Source organism: Arthrobacter sunyaminii, from assembly GCF_018866305.1.
Taxonomy (GTDB): Bacteria; Actinomycetota; Actinomycetes; order Actinomycetales; family Micrococcaceae; genus Arthrobacter_B; species Arthrobacter_B sunyaminii.
The window spans coordinates 1,064,716-1,090,044 of sequence record NZ_CP076456.1 but is presented as its reverse complement, the minus strand read 5'-3'; the positions used below and the strand labels follow the sequence as shown (position 1 = coordinate 1,090,044).

Annotated in this window: 27 protein-coding genes; 11 read left to right on the top strand and 16 right to left on the bottom strand. The window is 65.1% G+C overall.

The genetic code is table 11. The features are described from left to right. The first annotated feature begins 54 nt into the window (after positions 1 to 54). Together KG104_RS04830 and KG104_RS04825 are read left to right on the top strand one after the other, a co-directional pair. Entirely contained in the window at positions 55 to 726 is a 672-nt protein-coding gene (locus KG104_RS04830) for a TetR/AcrR family transcriptional regulator (RefSeq protein WP_207347430.1), read from the top strand. After that, on the top strand, positions 723 to 2,474 hold the full coding sequence (locus tag KG104_RS04825) for an MDR family MFS transporter (protein WP_207347429.1): 1,752 nt from the start codon (positions 723 to 725) through the stop codon (positions 2,472 to 2,474). Before KG104_RS04830 ends, KG104_RS04825 begins: the two co-directional genes overlap by 4 nt. 236 nt (positions 2,475 to 2,710) lie before the next feature. On the opposite strand, the gene KG104_RS04820 is transcribed toward KG104_RS04825, so the two are convergent. Together KG104_RS04820 and KG104_RS04815 are read right to left on the bottom strand one after the other, a co-directional pair. Further along, positions 2,711 to 3,181 (bottom strand): NUDIX hydrolase, encoded by a 471-nt coding sequence (locus KG104_RS04820; RefSeq protein WP_207347428.1) that lies wholly within the window; start codon positions 3,179 to 3,181, stop codon positions 2,711 to 2,713. A gap of 4 nt (positions 3,182 to 3,185) precedes the next feature. Further along, positions 3,186 to 3,698, bottom strand: coding sequence for a prepilin peptidase (locus KG104_RS04815; protein WP_104055522.1), 513 nt, complete (start codon positions 3,696 to 3,698; stop codon positions 3,186 to 3,188). 103 nt (positions 3,699 to 3,801) lie between these two features. Between KG104_RS04815 and KG104_RS04810 the strand changes: the two genes are divergently transcribed. Next, the gene (locus KG104_RS04810) at positions 3,802 to 4,716 is read left to right on the top strand and encodes a DUF1206 domain-containing protein (RefSeq protein WP_237686983.1); all 915 of its coding nucleotides are present in this window, start codon (positions 3,802 to 3,804) and stop codon (positions 4,714 to 4,716) included. Between the two features lie 19 nt (positions 4,717 to 4,735). Here the strand turns inward: KG104_RS04810 and KG104_RS04805 are convergent, their stop codons facing one another. From KG104_RS04805 to KG104_RS04795, 3 genes are all read right to left on the bottom strand, one after another. Continuing rightward, positions 4,736 to 6,067, bottom strand: a complete 1,332-nt coding sequence (locus tag KG104_RS04805) for a PhoH family protein (RefSeq protein WP_237688668.1) — start codon at positions 6,065 to 6,067, stop codon at positions 4,736 to 4,738. A 265-nt stretch (positions 6,068 to 6,332) separates the two neighbouring features. Further along, positions 6,333 to 7,094, bottom strand: a complete 762-nt coding sequence (locus KG104_RS04800; protein WP_104055519.1) for an isoprenyl transferase — start codon at positions 7,092 to 7,094, stop codon at positions 6,333 to 6,335. Between the two features lie 81 nt (positions 7,095 to 7,175). Further along, positions 7,176 to 7,331, bottom strand: coding sequence for a hypothetical protein (locus KG104_RS04795; RefSeq protein ID WP_181032568.1), 156 nt, complete (start codon positions 7,329 to 7,331; stop codon positions 7,176 to 7,178). On the opposite strand from KG104_RS04795, the gene trhA reads away from it, so the two are divergent. Then, complete coding sequence (gene trhA, locus KG104_RS04790; RefSeq protein WP_104055179.1) at positions 7,330 to 8,073, top strand: PAQR family membrane homeostasis protein TrhA; 744 nt, start codon at positions 7,330 to 7,332, stop codon at positions 8,071 to 8,073. The genes KG104_RS04795 and trhA overlap by 2 nt on opposite strands. 17 nt (positions 8,074 to 8,090) lie before the next feature. Here trhA and KG104_RS04785 read toward each other — a convergent pair whose 3' ends face one another. From KG104_RS04785 to mca, 3 genes are read right to left on the bottom strand one after another with little or no spacing between them, the layout of a single operon-like run. Continuing rightward, positions 8,091 to 10,256 carry a thioredoxin domain-containing protein gene (locus KG104_RS04785; RefSeq protein WP_207347427.1) on the bottom strand — a complete coding sequence of 722 codons (2,166 nt, stop codon included), beginning with the start codon at positions 10,254 to 10,256 and terminating at the stop codon, positions 8,091 to 8,093. Between the two features lie 9 nt (positions 10,257 to 10,265). After that, on the bottom strand, positions 10,266 to 10,616 hold the full coding sequence (locus tag KG104_RS04780; protein WP_207347426.1) for a hypothetical protein: 351 nt from the start codon (positions 10,614 to 10,616) through the stop codon (positions 10,266 to 10,268). Between the two features lie 48 nt (positions 10,617 to 10,664). Further along, positions 10,665 to 11,582: a mycothiol conjugate amidase Mca gene (gene mca / locus KG104_RS04775; RefSeq protein WP_207347425.1), complete on the bottom strand. Its 918-nt coding sequence runs from the start codon at positions 11,580 to 11,582 to the stop codon at positions 10,665 to 10,667. A gap of 59 nt (positions 11,583 to 11,641) precedes the next feature. On the opposite strand from mca, the gene KG104_RS04770 reads away from it, so the two are divergent. Continuing rightward, positions 11,642 to 12,100: a DUF4307 domain-containing protein gene (locus tag KG104_RS04770; RefSeq protein ID WP_237688667.1), complete on the top strand. Its 459-nt coding sequence runs from the start codon at positions 11,642 to 11,644 to the stop codon at positions 12,098 to 12,100. A gap of 295 nt (positions 12,101 to 12,395) precedes the next feature. Next, positions 12,396 to 12,887, top strand: a complete 492-nt coding sequence (greA, locus tag KG104_RS04765; protein ID WP_104055175.1) for a transcription elongation factor GreA — start codon at positions 12,396 to 12,398, stop codon at positions 12,885 to 12,887. A 26-nt stretch (positions 12,888 to 12,913) separates the two neighbouring features. On the opposite strand, the gene KG104_RS04760 is transcribed toward greA, so the two are convergent. The 7 genes from KG104_RS04760 to KG104_RS17985 all read right to left on the bottom strand — a co-directional run bounded on the left by KG104_RS04760 (position 12,914) and on the right by KG104_RS17985 (position 19,142). Continuing rightward, positions 12,914 to 13,516: a rhomboid family intramembrane serine protease gene (locus KG104_RS04760; protein ID WP_104055174.1), complete on the bottom strand. Its 603-nt coding sequence runs from the start codon at positions 13,514 to 13,516 to the stop codon at positions 12,914 to 12,916. A 3-nt stretch (positions 13,517 to 13,519) separates the two neighbouring features. Beyond that, the gene (ilvA, locus tag KG104_RS04755; RefSeq protein ID WP_207347424.1) at positions 13,520 to 14,761 is read right to left on the bottom strand and encodes a threonine ammonia-lyase; all 1,242 of its coding nucleotides are present in this window, start codon (positions 14,759 to 14,761) and stop codon (positions 13,520 to 13,522) included. Next, on the bottom strand, positions 14,758 to 15,987 hold the full coding sequence (locus tag KG104_RS04750; RefSeq protein ID WP_104055172.1) for an AI-2E family transporter: 1,230 nt from the start codon (positions 15,985 to 15,987) through the stop codon (positions 14,758 to 14,760). The genes ilvA and KG104_RS04750 overlap by 4 nt, the downstream gene beginning before the upstream one ends. Positions 15,988 to 16,040: 53 nt before the next feature. Continuing rightward, complete coding sequence (locus tag KG104_RS04745; RefSeq protein WP_104055171.1) at positions 16,041 to 16,994, bottom strand: aldose 1-epimerase family protein; 954 nt, start codon at positions 16,992 to 16,994, stop codon at positions 16,041 to 16,043. A gap of 20 nt (positions 16,995 to 17,014) precedes the next feature. After that, complete coding sequence (locus KG104_RS04740; RefSeq protein WP_181032567.1) at positions 17,015 to 17,638, bottom strand: ANTAR domain-containing protein; 624 nt, start codon at positions 17,636 to 17,638, stop codon at positions 17,015 to 17,017. 203 nt (positions 17,639 to 17,841) lie between these two features. After that, a complete protein-coding gene (locus KG104_RS04735) occupies positions 17,842 to 18,687 on the bottom strand; it encodes a Bax inhibitor-1/YccA family protein (RefSeq protein ID WP_104055169.1) in 846 nt (281 codons plus the stop codon). A 266-nt stretch (positions 18,688 to 18,953) separates the two neighbouring features. Then, entirely contained in the window at positions 18,954 to 19,142 is a 189-nt protein-coding gene (locus KG104_RS17985; RefSeq protein ID WP_237688729.1) for a hypothetical protein, read from the bottom strand. On the opposite strand from KG104_RS17985, the gene KG104_RS04730 reads away from it, so the two are divergent. The 4 genes from KG104_RS04730 to KG104_RS04715 all read left to right on the top strand — a co-directional run bounded on the left by KG104_RS04730 (position 19,063) and on the right by KG104_RS04715 (position 23,195). Further along, positions 19,063 to 20,370 (top strand): branched-chain amino acid ABC transporter permease, encoded by a 1,308-nt coding sequence (locus KG104_RS04730; RefSeq protein ID WP_237688706.1) that lies wholly within the window; start codon positions 19,063 to 19,065, stop codon positions 20,368 to 20,370. The genes KG104_RS17985 and KG104_RS04730 overlap by 80 nt on opposite strands. Before the next feature lie 13 nt (positions 20,371 to 20,383). Beyond that, positions 20,384 to 21,364, top strand: coding sequence for a branched-chain amino acid ABC transporter permease (locus KG104_RS04725; RefSeq protein WP_104055167.1), 981 nt, complete (start codon positions 20,384 to 20,386; stop codon positions 21,362 to 21,364). 140 nt (positions 21,365 to 21,504) lie between these two features. Further along, positions 21,505 to 22,452 carry an ABC transporter ATP-binding protein gene (locus KG104_RS04720; protein ID WP_104055514.1) on the top strand — a complete coding sequence of 316 codons (948 nt, stop codon included), beginning with the start codon at positions 21,505 to 21,507 and terminating at the stop codon, positions 22,450 to 22,452. Next, positions 22,449 to 23,195: an ABC transporter ATP-binding protein gene (locus KG104_RS04715; protein ID WP_104055166.1), complete on the top strand. Its 747-nt coding sequence runs from the start codon at positions 22,449 to 22,451 to the stop codon at positions 23,193 to 23,195. Before KG104_RS04720 ends, KG104_RS04715 begins: the two co-directional genes overlap by 4 nt. A 124-nt stretch (positions 23,196 to 23,319) precedes the next feature. Here KG104_RS04715 and KG104_RS04710 read toward each other — a convergent pair whose 3' ends face one another. Continuing rightward, entirely contained in the window at positions 23,320 to 24,720 is a 1,401-nt protein-coding gene (locus KG104_RS04710; protein ID WP_104055165.1) for an ABC transporter substrate-binding protein, read from the bottom strand. A gap of 328 nt (positions 24,721 to 25,048) precedes the next feature. On the opposite strand from KG104_RS04710, the gene KG104_RS04705 reads away from it, so the two are divergent. Beyond that, positions 25,049 to 25,321: a hypothetical protein gene (locus KG104_RS04705; RefSeq protein ID WP_104055164.1), complete on the top strand. Its 273-nt coding sequence runs from the start codon at positions 25,049 to 25,051 to the stop codon at positions 25,319 to 25,321. Positions 25,322 to 25,329 lie beyond the last annotated feature (8 nt).

Sequence of the window (25,329 nt, the reverse complement as noted above, 5' to 3'; positions counted from 1 at the left end):
GACACAGAACCAACGGAATTGCACTCTGGTTCACACGGTGCAAAACTTTACTTTGTGACCGATAGTGCATCAACAGACGGCGTCGGCCTGCGTGAGCGCAAGCGCACCGCCACCAAGCTCGCCATCATTACCGCTGCCCGCATACTGACCGCCGAACGCGGCTTTTCGGGTTACACCGTGGAGGAACTCTGCGAGAAGGTCGGCATCTCCCGGCGGACGTTCTTCAACTACTTTCCCGCCAAGGAAGACGCCGTCCTCGGTTCACCGGCGGATGAAATCCCCGCTGATCTTGCCGAGGAATTCATTGCGCGCGGCGCCTCGTCGGGCCGGGACACCATCTCGCCCTCCCTCCTGTCCGACTTCGTGGATTTTGCCGCTGCCATGATGGACCGGATGGTCATGTCCCGTGACCAAATGGTGCAGTTGAAACTGGCCGTCGCCGCCGAGCCCCGCCTCCTGGAAAAGGTACTTCACGGGTCACAGGAAGCCGAGGAGGCGTTCGCCACCCTCCTGTCGGCGCGGGAAGGGCTTCCACCCGCCGACCCGAGGATCCAGGCCGCCCTGGCACTGTTCACCGCACTGGCCCAACGTGCCGGGCCTGCGTTCTTCGACCCGGGAAACACCCGCCCCTACCGCGAAATACTCTCCGAAGCCGTCAACGCCATGCACGAAGTGATTTCCGCCGTTTCTCCCCTGCCCCACCCCTCATCCAAGGACCCTTCATGACCGCCACCGACACGCAGAGCTCCGCGCCGCTGCTGTTGACCCAGAAACGCATCTGGATCATTTTCTCCGCGCTGATCGCAGGCATGCTGCTTTCCAGCCTCGACCAGACCATCGTCTCCACCGCCATGCCCACCATCGTGGGCGAGCTGGGCGGCGTCGAGCACCAGACCTGGATCACCACCGCTTATCTGCTGGCCACCACCATCGTGATGCCGATCTACGGCAAATTCGGCGACGTGCTGGGCCGGCGCAATCTTTTCCTCTTCGCGATTGCCCTGTTTACGCTGGCGTCCGTCGGCTGCGCCTTTGCCACTGACTTCTGGGGCTTCGTCATCTTCCGCGCCATCCAGGGCCTGGGCGGCGGCGGTCTGATGATCCTGTCCCAGGCCATCATCGCGGACATTGTGCCGGCCAACGAGCGAGGCAAGTACCTCGGCCCACTCGGCGGCATCTTTGGCCTCTCCGCCGTCGCCGGCCCCCTCCTCGGTGGGTTCTTCGTGGACCACATGACCTGGCAGTGGGCGTTCTACATCAACATTCCGATTGGCATCATTGCTTTCCTGGTCGCGTTCTTCACCCTGACCCTGCCGACCAAGAAGGCGACCAAGCGCATTGACATCGGCGGCGTGGTGCTCCTATCGATCGCCACGACCTGCCTGATCTTCTTCACCGATTTCGGCGGCCGCGCCGACCACGGCTGGACGGACCCGCTGACCCAGTCCTTCGGCGCCGGCATGCTGGTTGCCGCTGTCCTGTTCGTGATGGTCGAAAACCGGGTGGCGGACCCGATCATTCCGATGAGCCTGTTCAAGAACCCGATCTTCATCAACAGCACCGCCATCGGTTTCACCCTCGGTATGGGCATGTTCGCAGCACTGGCGTTCGTGCCGACGTTCCTGCAGATGTCTACCGGCACCTCGGCAGCCGTGTCAGGCCTGCTGATGCTGCCGATGATGGTGGGCATGATGGGCACCTCGATCTACTCGGGGCTGGCCATCACCAAAACCGGCAAGTACAAGAAATACCCGATCATGGGCGCCTCCCTGGTGATTGTCGCGATGCTGTGGATGACCACGCTGTCCGCCGAAACCCCGGTCTGGATGATCTGCGCCCAGTTGTTCGTTTTCGGCGCCGGCCTGGGCTACATCATGCAGGTGGTGGTCCTGGTGGTGCAGAACTCCGTGCCCGTGGACCAGATCGGTACGGCAACATCCAGCAACAACTACTTCCGCGAGGTTGGCGCCTCACTGGGTGTGGCAATCTTCGGCGCCATGTTCACCTCCCGGCTGGCGGAGAACCTGCATGAGGTCTTCATCGCTGCCGGACTGGACCCAAGTGCGGCAGGAGAAGCCACAGCCACCCTGCAGCCTGCGGTGCTCGAGACACTGCCCGAACCGCTGCGCGAGGGCATTGTCACCGCCTACGCCGATTCCCTGGCCCCGGTGTTCTGGTACCTCATTCCGTTCCTGGTGATCGCCCTGGTCCTGGCACTGTTCCTGAAGCAGATTCCGCTCTCCGACGTGGCCGGCATGGTGGCCCGCGGTGAAGCCGTGGGCGGTGCCGACGCAGACCGCCTCGAAGCCGAGCGATTGGCCGCCCTGCAGGGCGGAAAGCCCGGAACCGGGAAGGCATCCGCTGCTACTGACACCGGTTCGGGATTCCCGTCCGATTCCGGCGCCGCCTCCAATTCCGGCTCCACCCCCACTTCCGGCTCCAACTCAGGCTCCGGTCGCCCTGACGCGGACTAGTGCCGCATCCGGCCGTTTCAGGGCCGCAGTCCGCCCCGGGCAAAAGCGGCCGGTTTGGGCTAAAGCGGCCGGTTTGGGCAAAAGCGGCCGGTTTGGGCAAAAGCAACCGGTTTGGGAATGTGCTGCCGCGGCGCGCCGGCAGCACATTCCCAAAACGGTCGCGGAAGCCAGAGTGGGTATGAAAATCCCGGCACCGACGGCGTCTAAGCCCCCGTCTTGACCTGTCGAAGCGGCGTTCAGCGCTCAAACGCGGGGACGCCGTCGGCCTCCAACGCCAGGTCCAGCAGCATCAGGTGCCGCTCACTGAGCTCGGGCAGGTTATCCAGGTCAAACCAGCCGACGGCGGTGGATTCGTCGTCGTTCACTCTCGCCTGGCCGCTCACATAGCGGCAGCGGAACCCCACGTTCAGGAAGGTGCACTGATCTCCGTTGGGAAACGTAATGGGTCCGTGGGAGCCAACATGGATCATGTGCTCGATTTCCGCTGTGACGCCTGTTTCCTCGTGGACTTCCCGCAGGGTGCCGGCCGCAGGTTCCTCCCCCGGCTCCAGCATTCCGGTGACCAGGGTCCAGCGGCCGTTGTCGGCCCGGCGGACCAGCAGCACCTGACGGTCCTCGTTCAGGACAACACCGGTGATCCCGGGCAGCCACAGGAGTTCGTGGCCGATTTTTTCGCGCAGGGACAGGACAAAATCTGGCGTAGGCATTGTCCTACTGTAGGCCAGGCAGTGCCATGGCGAGCGCGGCGCCGGCCAGCATGAACGGCCCGAAAGCGATGGAGGTTTTCGCCGTTCCCCGCTTGGACAGGATCAGCCACATCCCCCACAGCCCGCCCAGGAGGAAGGCGGCGAAGGTGCCCGCCAGCACGTGCCCCCAGCTGAAAAAGCCCAGCCAGAGCCCCAGGACACCGGCCAGCTTCACATCCCCGAAGCCCAGCCCGGAGGGACTGGCGAACCGCAGCAGGAAGTAGGCGCTCCACAGCACGGCGCCGGCAAGCACCATCCCGGGGATCCGCGACGCTTCGCCGGCGGCCAGGGCAGCCGCTCCGAGCAGGACGGCTGACACGGGATAGGCCGGCAGCACGATCCGGTTGGGCAGCCGGTGGGTGGCTGCATCAACCGCGGCAAGCCGCACCGCCAGCACCACAAAGTACACGGCCGCTGCGCACAGCACCCAGAAGGCAGCTCCACCCATGGACCGGTATTCCCCCATAATCCCCACCATGGGCTCACGGTACGCCATCGCAGCGCCAACCCGGCCCGGACCTGCGGGCTTGTGGAAAACCGAACCGCCGCCCCGCGGGGCCGAGCCGGAATACACTGGCGGAATGAGCACTGGCTGGCGCAACGCCAAACGTGGAACCGCCCATCCCGCCGCTGCTCCGGCGCCCCAGGACCCGCCGGAACCCCAGGACCCGCCGGCGGCGGAGGATACCGCTGACGGCACGGCCCAGACCCTGGAACGGGCATCCAACAGCGAAGGCCTCAACGTGCTCGCCCGGGCCGGCTTTGCCGTGATGGCACTGCTCCACATCCTGATCGGATTCATTGCTCTGCGCCTCGTGCTGGGCGGCTACGGCGATGCTGACACCGGCGGCGCCCTGAGCCCGCTGGCTGCTTCAGCTGCCGGGCCGTTCCTGATGTGGGGAGGCTGCACGGCGTGCGCCTCCCTCGCCCTGTGGCAGCTGGGTGAGGCAACGGTGAGGGTCCGCCGCAAATCCGTGGGCCAGCGATGGTCCAAAGCGGTCTCTTCGGGGTCGCTGGTCCTCATCTACGGCAGTGTGGCCCTGACGTTCGCCTCCTTTGCCCGCGGCCGCGGCAGGGACTCGGGCGATTCGGTGGCATCGTTCAGCACCGTCGTCCTGGCCTCCCCTGCCGGCATGCCGGCGCTGGTAGCCGTCGGCCTGCTGATCCTGGGCATCGGAGTCTATTTCATCTACAAGGGCGCCCGGCGCAAGTTCCGCGCCGAACTGCGGCACTTCGCAGGCACCAGGCGCGGGCAGGTCATCGATCTGCTGGGGCTGACCGGGCACATTGCCAAAGGCATCTCCCTGATCCTTGCCGGCGGGCTGTTCATCCTGGCGGCAATCCACAACAGCCCCGGAGAATCCACGGGCCTGGACGGCAGCCTCAAGCGCCTCCTGGAGACGCCTGCGGGCCCGCCCGTTGTTGCAGTCATAGCTGTGGGTCTGATCTTCTACGGAATCTTCGCGGTGGTCAGGTCCCGCTACGGCCGGATGTAGCGGGACCTGGCCAGAGACTTCAGCCGATCTGCCCCTCCTCCAGCAGTTCCGTCACCAGCGCGGCAATCGGCGAGCGCTCGGAGCGCGTCAGAGTGATGTGCCCAAACAGCGGATGGCCCTTCAGCGTCTCAACGACGGCGGCCACCCCGTCGTGGCGCCCCACCCGCAGGTTGTCACGCTGCGCGACGTCGTGGGTGAGGACCACGCGTGAGTTCTGGCCGATCCGGGACAGCACGGTCAGGAGCACATTCTTTTCCAGTGACTGTGCCTCATCCACGATGACAAAGGAATCGTGCAGGGACCGGCCCCGGATATGGGTCAGTGGAAGGACCTCCAGCATGTCCCGGTCCAGGACCTCCTCCAGCACCTCCTTGGACACCAGCGCCTCGAGTGTGTCGAACACAGCCTGTCCCCACGGCCCCATTTTGTCGGCCTCCGTGCCGGGCAGGTAGCCCAGCTCCTGCCCGCCGACGGCGTACAGCGGGCGGAAGACCACCACCTTGCGGTGTTCCCGGCGCTCCAGCACGGCTTCCAGCCCGGCGCACAGGGCCAGGGCGGACTTGCCGGTGCCTGCGCGGCCGCCGAGGGACACAATTCCCACCTCCGAGTCCATCAGCAGGTCGATCGCCAGCCGCTGCTCCGCCGAACGGCCGTGCAGGCCAAACACATCGCGGTCCCCGCGGACCAGCCGCACCTGCTTGTCAGCGCCCACCCGTCCCAGTGCGGAGCCCCGGCCGGAGAGCAGCACCACCCCGGTGTTCACCGGCAGTTCGGCCGCTGCCGGAATGAACACGGGGCGGTGTTCATACAGGCCGTCCACGTCGGCTTCGGCCACATCCAGTTCGACGACGCCGGTCCAGCCCGTGTCACGGACAAGCTCGCTGCGGTACTCGTCGGTTTTCAGTCCCACGGCGGAGGCCTTGACCCGCATGGGCAGGTCCTTGGAGACGACTGTGATGTTGCGTCCCTCGTCGGCCAGGTTCCGGGCCACGGCGAGGATGCGGCTGTCATTGTCGGTTCCGCGGATGCCTGCCGGAAGGACGTCCACCGACACATGGTTCAGTTCCACGCGCAGGGTGCCCCCGGAATCGCCCAGCGGGATGGGCTCGCTCAGCCCGCCGTGTTCAATCCGCAGGTCATCCAGCAGGCGCAGGGCAGCCCGGGCAAAATAGCCCAGTTCGGGATCATGGCGCTTTTTCTCCAATTCAGTAATGACGACCAGCGGAACAATCACTTCATGTTCGGCGAAACGCAGGATGGCCCTGGGGTCCGAGAGCAGGACCGAGGTGTCCAGCACATAGCCGGCCTGGTCGACGTCGGGAGCGGTTCGCGGGGAAGAAGAAAGGGCCACGGAGACTCCAGTCAGGGGCAGCGCCCCGGATAGCTGGGCGGGGAGGTCCGCAGACCGGGAAAGGCCGGGCTGCGGCCTTTCTGCAACACTCTGTTGAGCATCCGGCCTCCGGTTCCATCAGCGGGTCGCTGATCAATAGCACCAAGGTACGCCGCTTAGGTCCCGGGCCGCAGCAGGACACGGCCCGGTTTTTATCTGCCTGCCCGGAGTTAATCTGCTGTTCACACGGCGGCGGTCCGGCGGGTCCGCAACCGGGAAAGGGTCCTTAAGAACCGAAGCGGCGCTGCCGGTTGGCGTAGTCACGCAGGGCACGCAGGAAGTCCACCCGGCGGAAGTCCGGCCACAGTGCTTCACAAAAATAGAACTCGCTGTACGCGCTTTGCCACATCAGGAACCCGGAGAGCCGCTGCTCGCCCGAGGTGCGGATGACCAGTTCCGGGTCTGGCTGGCCGCGTGTGTAGAGATACTCCGAAATCTGCGTATCGCACAGTTCCCCGGTGATCTCCTCGATCGACTTACCGTGGGCGGCGGCGTCATGCAGCAGTTCTTTGACCGCGTCCACAATTTCCCGGCGGCCGCCGTAGCCAATGGCGACGTTGACGTGCAGCCCGTCGGCACCGCTGGTGCTGGCGCCCAGTGCGTTGAGCTTCTCGGCGAGGTTGGCGGGCAGGATGTCCAGGGCGCCGACGGCGTTGACCCGCAGGTCGCCCTTCTCCCCCAGCCGGTCCAGGGTGTTGCCAATGATGTCCAGGAGCGGATCGAGTTCATCCGGGTTCCGGTTCAGGTTATCGGTGGAGAGCATATACAGCGTCACCCGGCGCACACCGAGTTCCTGGCACCAGCCCAGGAACTCCAGGATCTTGTCCGCGCCGGCCTGATGGCCGTCCGCCGTGGGGGCACCTGCCAGTTTCGCCCAGCGCCGGTTGCCGTCCACCATGACGCCAATATGCTCGGGAATGCGGTCCGGGCTGAGGCTTCGGCGCAGCTTGCGTTCATAGAAGGCATAAACAACGCCCGGGAACCTCATGCGGAGCTGCACCTGCCTGTCCTGTCCTGCGGGAAGAAAAACGTCTCCGCGGATGTGGGAGGCGCACTAAAAAGTGTATTCCTAAAAAACCGCGAACAGTTTCGGCGGCTCGTCCGGACCGGCGGATTCCCCGCTCCCCACCGGTCCGGCGAGCGGTCCGCGCTCCTCCCGGGAGGTGCCCGATGAACCTCCCGCCGACCCGTAACCTACCGGATCGTAGGCTAGGATTTTCTCCATGACATCTTCATCGTCGTCCGCTCCGCCGGAGCACAATCCCAGCTCGCGAAAGGCTCCCGGTCCGGTTGAATCCGCCGTGGAACGAGCCGCGGACATCTTGGAGATCAAACCAAAGCTCCGGGGCTGGCTTCATGCCGGAGCCACACCATTTGTCCTGGCCGCCGGCATCATCCTGATCTGCCTGGCACCCACCACCGGAACCCGGATCGCCTCCGCGGTGTACGCGCTGACCGGGGTGCTGCTGTTTGGCGTTTCCGCCGTGTACCACCGCGGCAACTGGTCGCCCAGGGTCAAAATCATTCTCAAGCGGCTGGACCACACCAACATCATGCTGGTCATCGCGGGGTCCTACACGCCCCTTGCCTGGTCCCTGCTGCCGCCGGAAAAGGCCAAGGTCCTGCTGTGGTTCATCTGGTGCGGAGCGTTGGCGGGGGTATTGTTCCGGCTGCTCTGGCTGCACGCGCCGCGCTGGGTTTACACCCCGGCCTACATTGTCCTGGGTCTGGCGGCACTGATCTACATTCCGGATTTCTTCAGGATCAATCCCGCAGCGGCCGTGCTGGTGCTGGTGGGCGGGGCCATGTACATTGCCGGCGCCGTCATTTACGCCCTGAAGAAACCCAACCCCTCACTGGACTGGTTCGGTTTCCACGAAATTTTCCATGCCTTCACACTGGTGGGGTTCGCGTGCCACTACGCCGCCATTCTGATGGCAGTGCTCTCAGTCGGCGCTTCGGGCTGATCCGCCTTAGTCCCCGGTTATTCCCCCGTGATCAGTGCCTGCAGTTCGGCGGCTGAGCTGACCGGCCGGCGGCAGACCATCCCCCGGCACAGGTAAGCCACCGCAGGCGCGCCGCCCGGGTCCCGTTCCTCAAGCAGCGGCACCCGGGTTTCAAACACAGCACCCGCAGACCCGGGCGCCGCAATCCGTGAGGCGATCACCAAACCCGGCCCGCCGGCGTCGCGCGCTGCCCGCAGCAGTTCCGCAACGGCTGCAGCATCCGTACCGGCGACCGCCAGTTCCCGGGGACCGTCCAGCAGGAACTGCAGCACCGACATGGCCCAGCCGGCTGCCTGCGGCGCCTGGGCACCCACCACTTCAACGTGCTTCAGGAGCGACTGCGCGAGCGCCCGGTGACGCAGCGATCCCGAATACGCGGAGTACGTGAGCAGGACCCCCGCGAAGAGCGCAGCACCGCTGGGGGTGGGTCCGTCCAGTGGATCGGCGGCGGCCTGCGTTCCCTGGGCATTGACCAGCTCGTTGGGCCGGACCGCGGTGTCCTGCAGCCAGCCCGCCGTGAGGAAACGGTTTTCCGCGGCCAGCACCAGGGACTCCGCCTCGGTGTACCAGTGCTCATCACCGGTGGCGGCGTAGAGCGTGAACAACCCCTCGGCCACTCCGGCGTAGTCCTCCAGCAGCCCCTCAATGCCCCGTGCGCGCCCGTCGTGGGAGACCCTCCGCAGGGTGGGGCCGGTTCGGTGCACGCGCAGCAGGTAGGACGCGGCGTCCCCGGCAGCACGGAGGATACGCCCGGCTTCCCCGGCCTCCCCTGCATCAGAAAGGACGACGGCGGCGGAGGCCAGCGCTGCAACGGCCAGCCCGTTCCACCCGGCCACCACTTTGTCATCGCGTTCCGGCTGCGGGCGGAGGTTCCGTGCGGCCGCCAGGGACGGCCGGTGCCGAAGCCACAGCTCCTCTTCGGCAGCGCTCAGCACCCGGCCGAAATGCAGGGTGCTGCCGGTGCCGCCATGGGCTGCCATGTTCCCGGATTCCAGGTCCAGCAGGCCCAACACGGCGTCCGCATGCTCCGGATCCAGGACCTCCCTCATCTGCTCCGGCGTCCATACGTAGGTGCCGCCCTCTACCCGGTGTCCCTGGATAAGGGTGTCCGCGTCCAGGGAGGAAGCAAAGCCGCCTTCCTCCACACGCAGCCGGCGGATCATCCAGTCAGCAGTTTCGCGTGTCACGCGCAGTGCCAGCCGGCGGTCCCCTTCACCGAGGGCCGTCCGGGCCCACTGCGCATACAGCGAAAGAAGCTGCACATTGTCGTAGAGCATTTTTTCGAAGTGCGGCACCGCCCAGCGGCGATCCACCGTGTAGCGGGCGAATCCGCCCTCCAGCTGGTCATACAGTGCGCTCCGGGCCATCGCTCCCAGAGTCCGGTCCGCGAGTGCACCGGCTTCGGCTGCCGTGGAGCCTCCGGCGGCGGCGTGAGCCAGCAGGAAGCGCAAAACGGTGGAGGGCGGAAATTTGGGTGCTCCGCCAAAGCCGCCGAGCTGCCGGTCCTCAAGACCTGCCAGCGTCTCCACGGCGGCGGACAGAACGTGCTGCGCCGCCGTCCCGTCCGCTGCAGCGTCTCCTGGGTCCAGATCCGTGTCCAGGCCGGTATCCAGGACCGGGCCGAGCAGCCGCCGGTTCCCCTGCTGGGCCGAGGCCAGGTGTGCCGCCAGCTGGGCAGCGCTTTCCCGGACCTCGCCGGGACGGTCCTTCCACGCGGAGGCTACGGCTTCCAGGACGTCCCGGAAGGACGGCATTCCCTGGACGGGCCGGGGCGGGAAGTAGGTTCCGGCATAAAAGGTCCGGCCGTCGGGAAGGGTGAAGACGCTCATGGGCCATCCGCCCTGGCCTGTCATGGCCTGGGTGGCTGCCATGTAGACGGCGTCCACATCGGGTCGCTCCTCGCGGTCCACCTTGATGGAAACGAAGTTCTCATTCAGGTAGGCGGCGGTAACGGGGTCCTCGAAGGATTCATGTGCCATCACATGGCACCAGTGGCAGGCGGCGTACCCCACCGAGATGAAGACAGGCACGTTCCGGCGACGTGCCTCGGAAAAAGCCTCATCCCCGAACGGCCACCAATCCACGGGGTTGCCGGCATGCTGGCGCAAATAGGCCGAAGCCTCTCCCTGCAGTCTGCCGGCCATGGGTTGCTCCTAGCCGCGCTTGTAGTAACCCGGAGTGGTGTCTGACCCGTCAGCTGCGGTGGTTGAAGCGGACGCCCCGCCGGCTTCGGCAGCCTTGCCGGCTTCGGCAGCCTTCACATCCTCGGTGCTGGGAATGAAAACGTCGGTGCCAACCCCGGTAAGGGCCTGCTCGCGGTAGCGGACCCGGCGGATGCGCTTCACCATGTCACGGATGAGGAACACCACTGCCAGCACCAGGAAGAGGGTCGCCAGGAAGCCGAGCAGGCCCGGGGTAACATCGGCAATGCTCAGTCCGGTTTTCAGCTCGCCGTCCTCGGGGCCGGGGGGAACGGTCAGGGGCAGGCTGTACAGGAAGTTCACGGTGATTCTCTCTCTTGGCAGCGGACGGCTGTGCGCCGTCCCTGCCCTCTATCGTAGGCCAGCGAACAGATCCGTTTCAGGAAGCTTGGTGTCCACCCTGGACATGATCAGCGAATAATCTTCCCAGGGCCAGATCTTGCGCTGGGTTTCGGCGTCAACGGCAAAGAAGAATCCGTTGGGGTCCACCTGGGTGCGGTGGCTCTTGAGTGCCCGGTCCCGGGTTTCAAAATAGTCTCCGCACGGGATCTGCGTGGTGGTCGGGTGGGTTGGGGCCGGCAGCCGGTGGCCCTCGGCGTCGGCTTCCTGCCAGGCGGCAATGCGCTCGGCGTAGGGAGAGTCCACGCCTGCTTCCACGAGGGCATTATGCAGAGCGGTGAACCGCTCCGGATTGAAGGCGCGGTCGTAGTACAGCTTCAGCGGCTCCCAGGGCGAGCCGGTGCCCGGGTACCGCTTCGGATCCCCGGCAGCGTTGAAGGCCTCCACAGCCACCTTGTGCGCCATGATGTGGTCCGGGTGCGGGTAGCCGCCGTTCTCGTCGTAGCTGATGATGATGTGCGGGCGGAACTCCCGCACCAGCTTGACCAGAGGTGCCGCGGCCCGCTCGAGCGGCTCCAGCGCGAAGCATCCAAAGGGCAGGTCAGGCAGCGGATCCCCTTCCGGAAGGCCGGAGTCCATGAATCCCAGCCAGCGGTGCTGCACGTTCAGCTCACGCTGCGCATTGGCCATTTCGGTTCGGCGAAGACCGGCAAGGTCCCGCTTCGCTGCAGCGTTGTCCTCGAGTGCGGGATTCAGCACACTGCCGCGCTCACCGCCGGTGCAGGTGGCGACCATAACGTCCACGCCCCGGGCGGCGTAGAAAGCCATCATGGCCGCGCCTTTGCTGGCTTCGTCGTCGGGATGAGCATGCACGGCCAGCAGCCGCAGCGGTTCCTGGCGGCTGGAATTATCAAGCGGGGCGGTCGGCACGAAGCAGCTCCTGAGAAGGTTGGCGAAAATCGGACGGGAAACTCGGATAAAATGAAGCGGTGAGCACTGAGGAAGGTCCTGTTAAGCAGCCCGCCCCCGAGCAGACCCCGGATGATTTTCCGTCCGCATCAAGATTAGCCAATCGTTACGGCGCACCCAAGCCGGGCTGGTCCCGGCGGGCCAAGACCATTGCCGGCAGCGCTGCCGTCCTGCTGGCCTGCGGAGCGGCCGCTCTCATGGCGATGCCTTCCCCGCGCGGCGAAGTGAGTTTCAAGGATGTGGGCTTCAGCATTGCCGATGCCACACATGCCAGCGTGGACTTCCAAGTCACCAAAGACCCTGAAGACAGCGCGTCCTGCGCCGTTCAGGTCCTCAGCTCGAGCTACGCCGTGGTGGGGTGGAAGCAGGTCACCATCGGCCCGTCTGAGGAAGCAACCACCGGGCACCGGCTGGACATCCGTACCGATTCCCTGGGCGTTACCGGCGGAGTGAACGCCTGCTGGCTCCTTGACGACTAGCGCTGAAAACACGCTCTAGGCTTAACTTCACGGGCGCATTCTTCCGGTTCCGCTGCGCCGCGTTTCCCGCGGCCGGGGTGCAGGATTGGCCCGTTCCGTCAAATCCGGCGGGTTCTTGGGTAATTCGCTTTGGCTGACTAGTATGGAGCCTACGTTATGCCCCGCCAGGTGATCATCCCAGTGAACGGTCACCGCCCGGCGGGGTCTTTGCTTGTCAGGCCGTTCCGGCCCCGAAGCAATTTCAGCCTGCCGAACCAGATTCAGTGGTTTGGTCGTCACTTAAAAGGAGAGACCCGTGTCTACCAACAGCGCACCTGCCGCTTGGCTCACTCAGGAGTCTTATGACCGCCTGAAGGCGGAACTGGATCACCTGTCCGGCCCCGGCCGCACGGAAATCGTTGCCCGCATTGAGCAGGCACGTTCCGAGGGCGATTTGAAGGAAAACGGCGGGTACCACGCAGCTAAGGAAGAGCAGGGCAAGGCTGAGGCCCGCATCCGCCAGCTGACGCAGCTCCTGGAAACCGCCCACGTGGGCGAAGCTCCGGCAGATGACGGCGTCGTTGAACCCGGCATGCTGGTGGAAGCCAAGGTTGCCGGCGACGTGGAGACCTTCCTGCTGGGAAGCCGTGAAATCGCCGGCGACTCGGACATCGACGTGTACAGCGAAAAGTCTCCTCTGGGCGCCGCAATCCAGGGCATGAAGGCAGGAGACAGCGTCACTTACAAGGCACCGAACGGCAAGGAGATCTCGGTGGAGATCATCTCGGCCAAGCCTTACGCCGGCTAGTTTTCCGCACTGCCTGATTTTGTGCGCTAGAGCGGGTCTTCCCAACGGGAGGGCCCGCTTTTGCTTGTGCGCCTGTTCTGCCGGTTGCGGCTCAGCAGCACCGCGGCCAGCACACCGCCGGCGGCACCGAAGAGGTGCGCCTGCCAGGACACGCCGATGTTCACCGGCAGTACGCCCCACAGCAGTGACCCGTAGATGAGGAAAAGCACTCCGGCCAGCAGCAGCTGCAGGATGTCCCGGTTGTAGATTCCGCGGACCATCAGGTACGCAAACAATCCGAAGACAACCCCTGATATCCCCACGGTCAGCCCGCCGCCGAAGAGCCAGACACCGAGTCCGGACGCCAGCCAGGACGAGGCGATCACCACGGCATACCGCCGCACCCCTTCCAGCAACGTCAGGAAGGAAAAGACCACCAGCGGCAGGGTGTTTCCGAGCAGGTGGTTGATGCCGGCGTGCAGCAGCGGGCCAAACAGGATCCCGTCCAGCCCTTCGAGCCGCCGGGGCAGAACTCCGAACTCCCGCAGGGATGACGGGCCTATGAGCAGGGCAACGAAATAGCACGCCCAAATGAGTGCGGCCAGGCCGAGGGATATGTACAGGGCCGTCCTGGCCCGCTTGGCGAGCATCGCCTACCCGTGCAGCACTATGGGTTGGAAGCCGGAGGCGCGGAGGTTGTTCAACACCAGTTCACAGTGCTCGTGCCCCTTGGTTTCCATGTTGATGGTGATGGCCACATCCCCCATGCTGATGGAGCCGCCCACCCGGGTGTGGTCGACGCCGGTGACGTTGGCATCGGATTCGGCAATGATCCGGGAAATGGTGGCCAGCGAACCGGGACGGTCATCGAGCAGGATCCGCACCACCAGGTACCGGCCTGCGGCGGCCAGACCGCGCTGGATCACTTTGAGCATCAGCATCGGGTCAATGTTGCCGCCGGAGAGAATCACCGCGGTGTTCCCCGGGTTTTCAATCTTGCCGTCCATGAGCGCAGCCACGCCCACAGCTCCGGCCGGTTCCACCACCATCTTGGCGCGTTCCAGCAGGAAGATCAGTGCCCGTGCCAGCGAGTCCTCGCTGACGGTCACCACATCGTCCACCAGTTCCCTGATGATGGAGAAGGGCAGCTGGCCCGGGCGTCCGACGGCGATGCCGTCGGCGATCGTGGACACCTTGGTCAGCGGGACGAGGGCATCGGCGGCGAGTGAGGGCGGATAAGCAGCAGCGTTCTCGGCCTGGACACCGATGATGCGCACCTCCCGGCCCAGTTCCTTTGCCCTCGCCTTGATGGCCACCGCGACGCCGGCCAGCAGCCCGCCGCCGCCCACACCCATCAAGACGGTGTCCAGGTCAGGGATCTGGTCGAGCAGCTCCAGACCGATGGTTCCCTGCCCGGCCACTACGTCCACGTTGTCGAACGGGTGCACAAACACGGCACCGGTCTCGTCCGAATACCGCTTGGCTTCCGCCAGCGCTTCATCCACGTTGTAGCCGTGCAGCACTACCTCGGCGCCGTGGCTCTGCGTGGCTGCCAGTTTCGGCAGTGCCACGCCCAGCGGCATGAAGATCCGGGCTTTGATGCCCAGCCGCGCAGCCGCAACCGCCACGCCCTGCGCGTGGTTGCCGGCGGAGGCCGCCACCACGCCCCGGTCCCGGTCGGACGGTGAAAGCTTGGCCATCCGGACATAGGCGCCGCGGACCTTGAATGACCCGGCCCGCTGCAGGTTTTCACACTTGAAGTAGACATTGGAACCGGTTTGGCGGCCCAGTGCCCGGGAAACCTCAATGGGGGTACGGGCAACCACACCGTCCAGCAGTTTCGCGGCTGCCTCGATGTCGTCCAGTGTCACGGGCAGGTCGGACAGATCGGTCACGGTTGTTTCTCTTCTTCTGCGTTGTCATCCAACGCCTCAATGGATTCATTTGTCCTCGGCACCGGTCCGCCCGCAGCCCCAAAGACGGGGTCTGCGTCCAGCGCCGGGTCCTGTTCCCATCCCCGGGAGGCGATGTAACGCACCACGGTATTCAGGATGGCCAGCAGCGGTACGGAGAACAGGGCTCCGGGGATTCCGGCGGCCAGGGTGCCGCCGGTGACGGCAAGGATTACGGCCAGGGGATGCAGGGCGACGGCGCGGCCCATGATCAGCGGTTGCAGGATGTGGGACTCGAGCTGCTGGACGAGCAGCACAATGCCCAGCATGATCAGCGCATTGACCCAGCCGTTGGCGACGAGGGCAAGCAGCACAGCTACGAATCCGGTGACGAAGGCGCCCAGCAGCGGCACGAAGGAGCCCAGGAACACCAGGACCGAAAGCGGCAGCGCCAGCGGCACTCCGATGATGGCGGCGCCGGCTCCAATTCCGACGGCGTCGATGAATGCTACGAGCAGCTGCACCCGGACGTAGTTGACCATGGATTCCCAGCCGTGGAGTCCGGCTCCGTAACCAGCCGGGCGGGCGCGCCGCGGCAGGAGCCCTGTCACGAAGCGCCAGATGCGCCGGCCGTCCAGCAGGAAGAAAACCAGGGCGAAAAGTGTCAGCAGCACGCCCGCGGCGAAGTGCCCGGCTCCGGTGCCCACCGACAACGCCCCGGAAACGATGTTTGCAGAGTTCGACTGGATCGCGTTGGTGGCTCCGCCCAGCAGGGAATCCATCTGGGTTGTGGTGATCTTCAGCGGCCCGTCTGCAAGCCATTCCTGAACCTGGTCCACACCGGCAAGGGTCTCATCCCAGAGGTCACGGAACCCCAGCGCCAACTGCCGGCCCACCAGAGTCAGGGCGGCCACGATCAAGCCCAGGAAGGTGACAATGGTGACGGCCACGGCCAGACCGCCGGGCACCTTGTTGCGCCGCAGCCACTCGGTCACCGGAGAGAGCAGGCCGGCCAGCAGTCCGGCGATCATCAGGGGAATGAGCAGCAGGGAGAAATCACGCAGGACCCAGATGAGCCCGGCCGCGACAATCAGCACCACACCCAGGCGCCAGGCCCAGGCTGCGCTGACGCGCAGAGCGTACGGGACGTCGTCGTTGCCCCGGCTGGAGCGGACAGCCGCAGCCTGCACCGCTTTGGGCGCGGCAATGCTGCGTGCGTGAGGTCTCATGGGGTCATCTTTCCACACTCGATGGCTGTTGTTCCCACCTTTACGTCCGCCTCTCAGCCGTCCAGGCCGGGCCGGATCCCCCACTCTGCTGCGAAGGAGTTTCCCGGGTCCAGCCAGCGCAGTCCCTCACCGGAATTCAGGGCATTGGCCGGAGCAGTCATGGGTTCCAGGGCAACGGCCCGGCTCCGTCCGGGAAGCTGGTCTGTGAGGAAAACATGGACGTAACCAAACTCGGGAGCGCTCCACAGCGTGACGCTTCTGCCGTCCGGTGCGGCCAGGCGGTGCCGGTGCTGTCCTTCCGCCAGCTCCAGTCCGGTGAAGGCGCTGTCCAGCGCCTGGTCTCCGATCCGGCGGCCGGCCCGGAAGTCATAGTCCCCGGCAACCGGCTCCCGCCCTACGGGGATCAGACGCTCGTCAGCCGTTATCCGGGTTTCCGCGGCCACGGTAAGCGTCAGGTCTTCCACCGGTACCGAACCGATCCGCAGGAACGGATGTGCGCCGAGGGCAAACGGCGCCCGGTCCTCCCCCACATTGGTGAGGCTTTGGCGCACCCGCAAGCCGGCGTCGTCGTCCAGGCTGTAAGTGACCTGGTGGATGAGGTGGAACGGATAGCCGTGCTGGGGGAAGATTTCGGCCTGCAGGGTCAGGCTGTCCTGCCCGGCCGTGTCGCCGGCAGGCCGGTAGCCGGTGTTGCGAAGGAGCCCGTGGCTGGCGTTCCCCCGGGAAGGTTCGGTGATATCCAGCTGCTGGACCTTGCCGTCCAGGGTCCATTGGCCGCCGGCCACGCGGTTTGGCCAGGGCGCCAGCAGGATGCCGCAGGCCGACGGCGGCAGCGAAGTGTCCGGGTAGGTCTCGACGTACCCGGTGCCGGCCACGCTGTAGCTGCGCAGCCCTCCCGCAAGCGCCGCAATGCGGGCTTCGGCCCGGCCGCCGGGAGTCTGGCGTGTGATCTGGTACTGGGTGCCGGTGGCAGGACTTGGAACTGCGCCCGTGGCTGGGAAGCTCATCGTTCCAGCCTACCAACCGCTTACTCTTCGAAGTGGGTGCTCACCCGGTCTGAAACCACCGCGACGACACCGGCCGCGATGTCCCGGACCTTGACGTTGCGGCTGTTGGACACGCTGCGCAGAATGTCCACGGCGCTCTGCTGGCTGCAGTTGTTCTGGGCCATGATGATACCGGCGGCGAGATCCACCACCGTCCTGGACTCCAGCGCCGCCTGCAGGTTCTCCGCGCGGTGTGTCTGGGCGTCCAGGCGCAGAGCCAGCGCCACTGCGGTTGCCGTCTCCGCGGCGGCACGCTCGACTGCCTGCACGGCCTCCGGCCCGAAGGCCCCCGGATGCTCCGAATACACGGTGAGCACCGCTCCCCCGGCCCCGGCGAGGGGAACCGGCAATCCTATCGTTAGGACGCCGGACGCGGGATCTGCAGCGGACTGTCCATGGGCCGAAACTCCGGGACCGCTTCCCGCGTGGACCGTCTGCCGCCGGGGCCGCACAACGGTGATGGCGGCGTCGGAGACGTCCCATTCCGCCAGATGGCCGGCAAGGTCACAGGCCAGCGCGGTCAGGAAACCGTCGAGTGCAGGATGCTCCAGCAGCAGTTCCTGAAGACGCACCGGAGACAGTTCGGTTGTGGCGGGCTCTGGCACGGCGGCCCCTCCCCTCAGCACCTGGATCTCGAGACGTGCCAGAGCCTACGGTCCCGGGAGAGTGGTGCACAGGGTGATGGCCGACTTTTCTCCGGGAACGGCGGATTCACTACTCCCGGGATTAAACGACAGAGGCCGGCAGGTCAATGCCTGCCGGCCTCTGTCGTCTACCCGCATGCCTCCGGACCAGCCGGAGAGCAGCGTTAGTCGTCGCCGCGGAGAATGGCGAGGATACGGATGATTTCCACGTACAGCCAGACCAGAGTGACGGTCAGGCCAAACGCTGCGGTCCAGGAATAACGCACCGGAGCGCCGGCCTGCACACCCTGCTCGATGGAGGTGAAGTCCATGATGAGGGAGAACGCGGCCAGGCCAACGGCGAACAGGCCGATGATGATGCCCAGCGGGATGCCGGCGATAGTGAAACCGCGCACGCCCCACGGGTCATCCACGGCACCGAAGATCATCAGGCCAACATTGACGAGGGAGAAGACGGCGTAACCGATCATCGCGATCATGAAGAAGCGCATGGCCTTGGGGGTGGCGCGGACCTTGCCGCTCTTGAACAGCACCAGGGTCACGGCGAAGACGGAGAGCGTACCGAGGACGGCCTGCAGGCCGATGCCCGGGAACATGTTGTCCAGCACCAGGGTCAGGCCACCAAGGAACAGACCCTCAAGCGCTGCATACGCCAGGATCAGCGCCGGAGCGGGTTCCCGCTTGAAGGAGTTCACCAGACCCAGGACGAAGCCGCCCAGGGCGCCTACGATCATGAGCGGTGCAGCCGCACCGGGGATCACCAGCATCGGAATGGCAGCGCCCACCAGCACCACGGCCAGGCAGGCGAGAGTCTTCATGATCACGTCGTCGTAGGTCATCCGGCCCGTCTGGGCGGGACCTGCGGAGGGAGCGGTGTAGAGCTCCTGCAACTGCTGCGGTGTCATCTGTCCATGGGGCTGGGTGGCCAGGGAACCCTGGTTCATCCTGCCGCCGCGAACCTGTGAATTGAAATTCTTTCCGTTAAAAACCGGATTACCGCCAAGTGCCATGAAATGTCCTCCATCTGGGGGGCTGTTTACCTAGAGCCTACCAATGTCAACGGCCGCCGGGCACTGAAGATTCCCTGCGACGGAGTGAGCCGGGATAACAGTTCCGCATACCCGGCCACTTCCGAAGCCCCGGCACTGGCGTTCCGCGGCTTCACGATAAGTCGTTACCCGATCGCGACATTCGAGCCGGGCCAAACGTCACTGCCTGAAACATTTCGTGGGTAGCATGTTCCCCAGTCCGTGACAGACGTCACAAACAGATCCGCCTAAGTGCCGATTTCCTCGGTGCGCACGGCCTTGGCGTGGAGGTTTTCGAATTTGCTAAGAACATCGGCGCTGACCAGGTATCTGGGGATGCTGGCGGCGGTGGCGGCAATGTTCGCCGCCCTGCTGTTCTCCGCTCCTGCCGTCCACGCAACAACAGCCACCCCGGCGCCGTCGCCGTCGGAGAGCACATCCGCAACTGCTGAAGGCCAAGATCCTGATGCTCCAACGGACGGTTCTGAATACAGCGACCGAATCAGCGGAGTGCTCCGCAACGCGGGCGTTCCCCTCGAGGGAGTAAAGATCACCGCCACCGGCAACGGCTATGAAGGCGAAACACTGACCGCAGCGAACGGTTCCTGGTCCATCGGCGTTCCCGAACAGGGTGCGTTTGAAGTGGAACTGGACGAATCAACGCTTCCGGAGGATGTGGCGCTGGCGGAGAACCAGCAGAACCCGCGCACCGTCACCTTTGCCGGCACCTCCAACATCACCACGCTGTTTCTGCTCGGCGAGGGCATTGTCCTGCAGCAGGACAGCTTCCTTTCCACTCTGACTGAGCGTGCCGTGGCCGGTTTGAGCTTCGGAATGCTGCTGGCGCTGAGCGCAGTGGGTCTCTCCCTGATCTTCGGCACCACCGGCCTGACCAACTTTTCGCACGGCGAGATGGTCACCCTGGGCGCAGTCCTGGCCTTCGGGTTCTCAGCTCTGGGCCTTTCCGCCTGGTTGGCACTGCCGCTCGCCGTCCTTGGCGGGGCGGCGTTCGGGTATCTGCAGGACGGGGTGCTGTGGAAACCGCTGCGGCGGCGCGGCACCGGCCTGGTGCCGATGATGATCGTCAGCATTGGTTTGGCGGTGGCCGTCCGCTACACCGTCCTCTTCTTCTTCGGCGGTGCCATGCAGCAGCTGCCCGGAGCGCAGAGCCCCACCCTCGAGCTCGGGCCCGTATCCATACCCCGGAACACCCTGATTTCCCTGTTTGTCTCGCTCGCGGTCATCCTGGTCATCGCCGTTCTCCTGCTGCGCACCCGGATCGGCAAGGCCACCCGGGCGGTCGCGGACAACCCGTCCCTGGCCGCGGCCTCCGGCATCGACGTGGACCGCGTGATCCGTCTGGTCTGGGTAACCGGCGGCGCCCTTGCAGCCATGGGCGGCATCCTGTGGGCCTATTACCGGCCCGGAGTTTCCTTCAACATGGGCCAGCAGATTTTGCTGCTGATTTTTGCCGGCGTGACGCTCGGCGGACTCGGCACGGTCTTCGGAGCGTTGATCGGCTCCATCATTGTTGGGCTCTTCGTGGAGATCTCCACTATCTGGCTGGACGCGGACCTCAAATATGTGGGTGCCCTGGTCATCATGATTCTTGTCCTCCTCGTCCGGCCGCAGGGAATCCTCGGCCGCCGCGAGCGCATAGGTTAGGGGCTTAGCAGCGATGGACTTTGCAAATATTTTTCTGGGGGCTCTCAACGAGATCATCAGCCCCACGACGGCCGCCTACGCACTGGCAGCCCTCGGTCTCGCGGTGCATTTCGGTTACACGGGGCTGCTGAACTTCGGGCAGGCCGGTTTCATGGCCGTCGGGGCCTACGGTTTCGCCGTTCCCATCCTGTCTTTCAACGCCCCGCTGCCGGTTGCGGTGCTGATCGCGCTGGCGGCATCCGCCGTCTTTGCCGTCATCCTGGGCATACCCACCCTGCGCCTGCGGGCCGATTATCTGGCCATCGTGACGATCGCGGCCGCGGAAATCATCCGTTACATCGTCACCACCAACAGCATGACGGCGGTCACCGGGTCAGCCAACGGACTGTCCGCCTTCACCGGAGACTTCTATGCCCTGAACCCCATTCCCCCGGGAAGCTACAACCTGGGACCGTTCGGCATGAATGAACGCGATGTGTGGGTTCGCATCGTCGCCTGGACCCTGGTCATCATTGCCTGCCTGCTGGTGTGGATGCTGATCCGCAGCCCGTGGGGCCGGGTGGTGAAAGGCATCCGCGAGGATGAGAACGCCGTCCGGGCCCTGGGCAAGAACGTCTATGCCTACAAGATGCAGGCCCTGATCCTCGGCGGCCTGCTGGGCTCCATCGCAGGCATCGTCTTCACCCTCCCCCGCGATGCGGTACAACCGGCAAACTACGGCACCGAGCTGACCTTCTACCTCTATACCGCTCTGTTGCTGGGCGGCATGTCCACAGTACTGGGCCCCGTGATCGGCGCCATGCTCTTCTGGGTCCTGCTGTCCCTGACCCAGGGTCTCCTCTACGGAGCCATTGAAGCCGGCTACATCACGTTCATTGACACTTCCCAGGCAGGGCAGGTTCGCTACATCCTTGTGGGTGTGGCACTGATGCTGCTGATGATCTTCAGGCCCCAGGGCATCCTGGGCAATAAGAAGGAGCTGGCGTTCGCATGAGTTCCCAGGCAAACGAACCGCAGCGCGCAGGGCGTCCCCGCGGCGCGCACGCTGCTGAACCGGCAGAGGTTTCCCGCGTCGGGGTCAGTGATGCCGGCGCCCCTGAGGCGCCAGCAGACCCGCTGGCGGACAACGAGTACATGGCGGACAGCCGTCCCATCGCCGAGGGCGCCGTGGAACCGGGGTGCCGCAAGCGCGATCCCATCCTGGTGGCACGCAACGTCACACGGACCTACGGCGGAATCAATGCCGTGGACGTGGCGCATGTGGAGATTCCGCGGCACAAGATCACCGCCCTGATCGGTCCCAATGGTGCCGGAAAGACGACGCTGTTCAACCTGCTCACCGGGTTCGACACTCCGCAGTCCGGCGACTGGCAGTTCGAGGGCCGGGACCTGGCCGGAGTCTCCGCTTATAAGGTGGCACGGCTGGGGATGGTCCGCACCTTCCAGCTGACCAAGGTCATGGGCAAGCTCACCGTTATTGAGAACATGCGCCTGGGCGCCGCGTCCCAGCCGGGCGAGTCGCTGTGGCGGGCATTCCTGCCGCCGTTGTGGCGCGGCCGTGAACGGGAGATCACCCAGCAGGCCGATGTCCTGCTGGCCAAGTTCAAGCTGGACGCCAAGCGCAGCGACTATGCCGCCTCCCTCTCCGGCGGCCAGCGGAAGCTGCTGGAAATGGCCCGGGCGCTGATGGTCAAACCAAAACTGGTCATGCTCGACGAGCCCATGGCCGGCGTGAACCCCGCGCTCACGCAGTCTCTGCTGGACCACATCAAGAACCTCAAGGCCGAGGGCATGACCGTTCTCTTCGTGGAACATGACATGCATATGGTGCGCCATATTGCCGACTGGGTCATCGTCATGGCTGAAGGAAAAGTGGTTGCCGAGGGTCCGCCGGATGTGGTCATGAAGGACCAGGCCGTTATCGACGCTTATCTGGGGGCACACCATGACGTGGACCTGGGTGATTCCGAGGGCTTTGAAAAGCTGGAAGCCGAACTGGAGCATGACCCCGAATCTTCAGTGGGAACCGAGCCTGACGGCGTTGTCGGCAGGCGTATTGATGAACGGAAGGGACAGGCATGAGCGCCGAGGAATTCGACGGCGATTCCGTCGTCAAGGTAACCGATCTGGTGGCCGGCTACATCCCGGGCGTGAATATCCTGAACGGATGCAGCATCGAGGCCCGCCGCGGCGAGCTGATCGGGATCATCGGGCCCAACGGTGCCGGCAAGTCAACACTGCTCAAGGCCATGTTCGGCCTGGTCAAGGTGCACTCGGGAACGGTTGTGGTCCGCGGTCAGGACATCACCGGGCTGAAGGCCAACAAGCTGGTCAGCCGGGGCGTGGGATTCGTGCCGCAGAACAACAACGTCTTCCCGTCCCTGACCATTGAAGAGAATCTGCAGATGGGCCTGTACCAGGCACCGAAACGCTTCGCAGAGCGGTTTGATTTTGTCTCGACGCTGTTCCCGGAACTGCGTCAGCGGCGGGCGCAGCGCGCGGGCTCGCTCTCCGGCGGTGAACGCCAGATGGTAGCCATGGGCCGGGCGCTGATGATGGAGCCGGCCGTGCTGCTGCTGGACGAACCGTCCGCGGGTTTGTCCCCCGTCAAGCAGGACGAAGCGTTTTTGCGGGTTCATGAAATCAACCGCGCCGGGGTTTCGGTGATCATGGTGGAACAGAACGCACGCCGGTGCCTGCAGATCTGCGACCGCGCCTACGTCCTGGACCAGGGCAAGGACGCCTACACAGGGACCGGCCGGGAGCTCATGAAGGATCCCAAGGTCATCCAGCTTTACCTCGGAACCCTCGCCGACACCGCCTGAGCTCCGCCCCCGGCGCCACCCCGGCACCACCCCGGCGCCTCCCCGGCGCCTCCCCCGCCAAACAAAAGCAACCCCCGCCGGTACCGACCGGCGGGGGTTGCTTTGTGCGGTGCTGAAGAGGTTCTTAGAGCTTGCCCTCTTCTGAACGGCTCGGCACCGGCTTGTTGTCGGCGTCGAACTGGTAGATACCGATGAACGCTTCGGTCGGGTCACCATTCTCATCGAAGGTCACCGGTCCGGAGTAGCCGTCGTAGTCGATGTCGCCGCCGCCCCGCAGGATGGTGACGCAACCGGCGTAGTCGAAGCACTTCTCGCCTTCGGCGGAGACGCCCTGCAGCTCGGCTGCAATGGCAGCGCCGTCGGTGCTGCCCGCAGCTTCTGCGGCCAGTGCCGTCATGGTGACGGCGTCGTAGCTCTCGCCGGCGTAGGACCAGTCCTTCAGGCTCGGATCAATCGCCAGCAGGGATTCCTTGAAGTTGTCCGAGGCGAACGGCCCCGGAATGGTTCCCTGGGCGCCTTCGAGGGTTCCCGCATCGAGGTCATCGCTGAAGTCCGAGGTGTTGCCGTCCACGAAAAACAGCTGCGTGGGGTCAACGCCCTTGGCCGTCAGGAGGGGAACGATGCTCGTTGCCTGCTGGAAGCTGATGACCACGATGGCGTCCGGATCAGAGGCAGCGACGGCGTCAACCTGGCTGCTGAACTGAGAGTCACCTTCGTTGAACATCTCTTCGGCGATGATCTGGCCACCCGCGGACTCCACCGAGCTGCGGATGTTGCTGGCCAGCCCGGTGCCGTACGCATCATTGAGGACAATCATGCCCACGGTCTGCGCGCCGCAGCTCATGATGTAGTTGCCGAGGGTGCGCCCCTGCAGGACGTCCGAGGGCGCGGTGCGCCAGTACAGGCCGTTGTCATCCCAGGTCGTGAAATCAGGGGACGTATTGGCCGGCGAGAACTGAATGACGCCGGCGCCGGTGATCTGGCCGATGACGGTCTTGGACACCCCGGAGGACGCAGCACCGATGATCGCGCTGACGCCCTGGCTGAGCAGGTTGGTCACGGACTGGGTGGCAATGTCGGTCTGGGTGTCGCCGGAGTCGCGGTGAATGATTTCCACCGGCTTGCCGAGGACGCCTCCTGCCGCATTGATCTCCTCGACGGCAAGGTTGGTGCCCGCTATCTCGGGCGGACCGAGGAACGCGAGCTCACCGGTGGTGGGCAGCAGGGTGCCGATTTTCAGCGGGACGTCGGTGGTCCCGGTGCTGGCCGGAACCGCGGTGGGATCGCCCTTCTCCCCCGGATCCGTGCCCTTGCCGCCTTCGTTTTCCGGGCAGGTCACGGCTCCTGCCGCAGCGGCGTCAGCGGAGGAGGACGACGGCGCTGCCGATTCATTCGACTCGGTTCCCGAGTCTCCCCCGCTGCAGCCGGAAGCGAACAGCGCAAAACCGAGCCCCAGCGCCGCGATCTTGGCCGCCCGGCTGTAACCTTCCAGGCCGGGGCGGCCCGTGGTGCGTAGTGCAGTCATAGATAATCTCCCAGATCGAAAGGCGGAGGCCTTTGATGCCCTTGTCAGGTGTTCCTGATCTAGGAGAAAAGCTAGTTGAATAATGAGTCAAAAATAAGAGTTTAGGGTTACGTCCTTGTAACACTCGTCACAGGGAGCGCTCCAACCACTTGCTTCACGGGGGTCACCCGGCTAGAACGTGACCCCGCTGCGCAGCATGACGTCGGCGAAGCCAGGACCGCCACCACCAGGATCCCGGTTTTTTCATGGAACGAATCAGCCGCCGTTCCCGGTGTTCACGGTGACGACCGGAACCCATCCCTACACCGGGCGGCTCCGAATAACCTGCATGATCGAGCAGCGCGGCAGCAGCCACAGGGATCCCCCGCTCCGGGAATGGTCCGGCACCTACGGCGGGTTCTACCTGCTTCCCGACGATGCGTGGGGCGTCTCGGTGGCAGAGGACGGGTCCCCGCACGCGCGGTGCTGTTCCTGCAGCTGGGAATATGACGTGGACACGGAGGAAGAGGCAGTCCGCATGATCACGGCGCACCTGCGGGTGGCACATCCGGACGAGACGGGGGTGGTGGATCCGGGCGGCCGCACAGGGCCGACGTCGTAGGCCCTGCG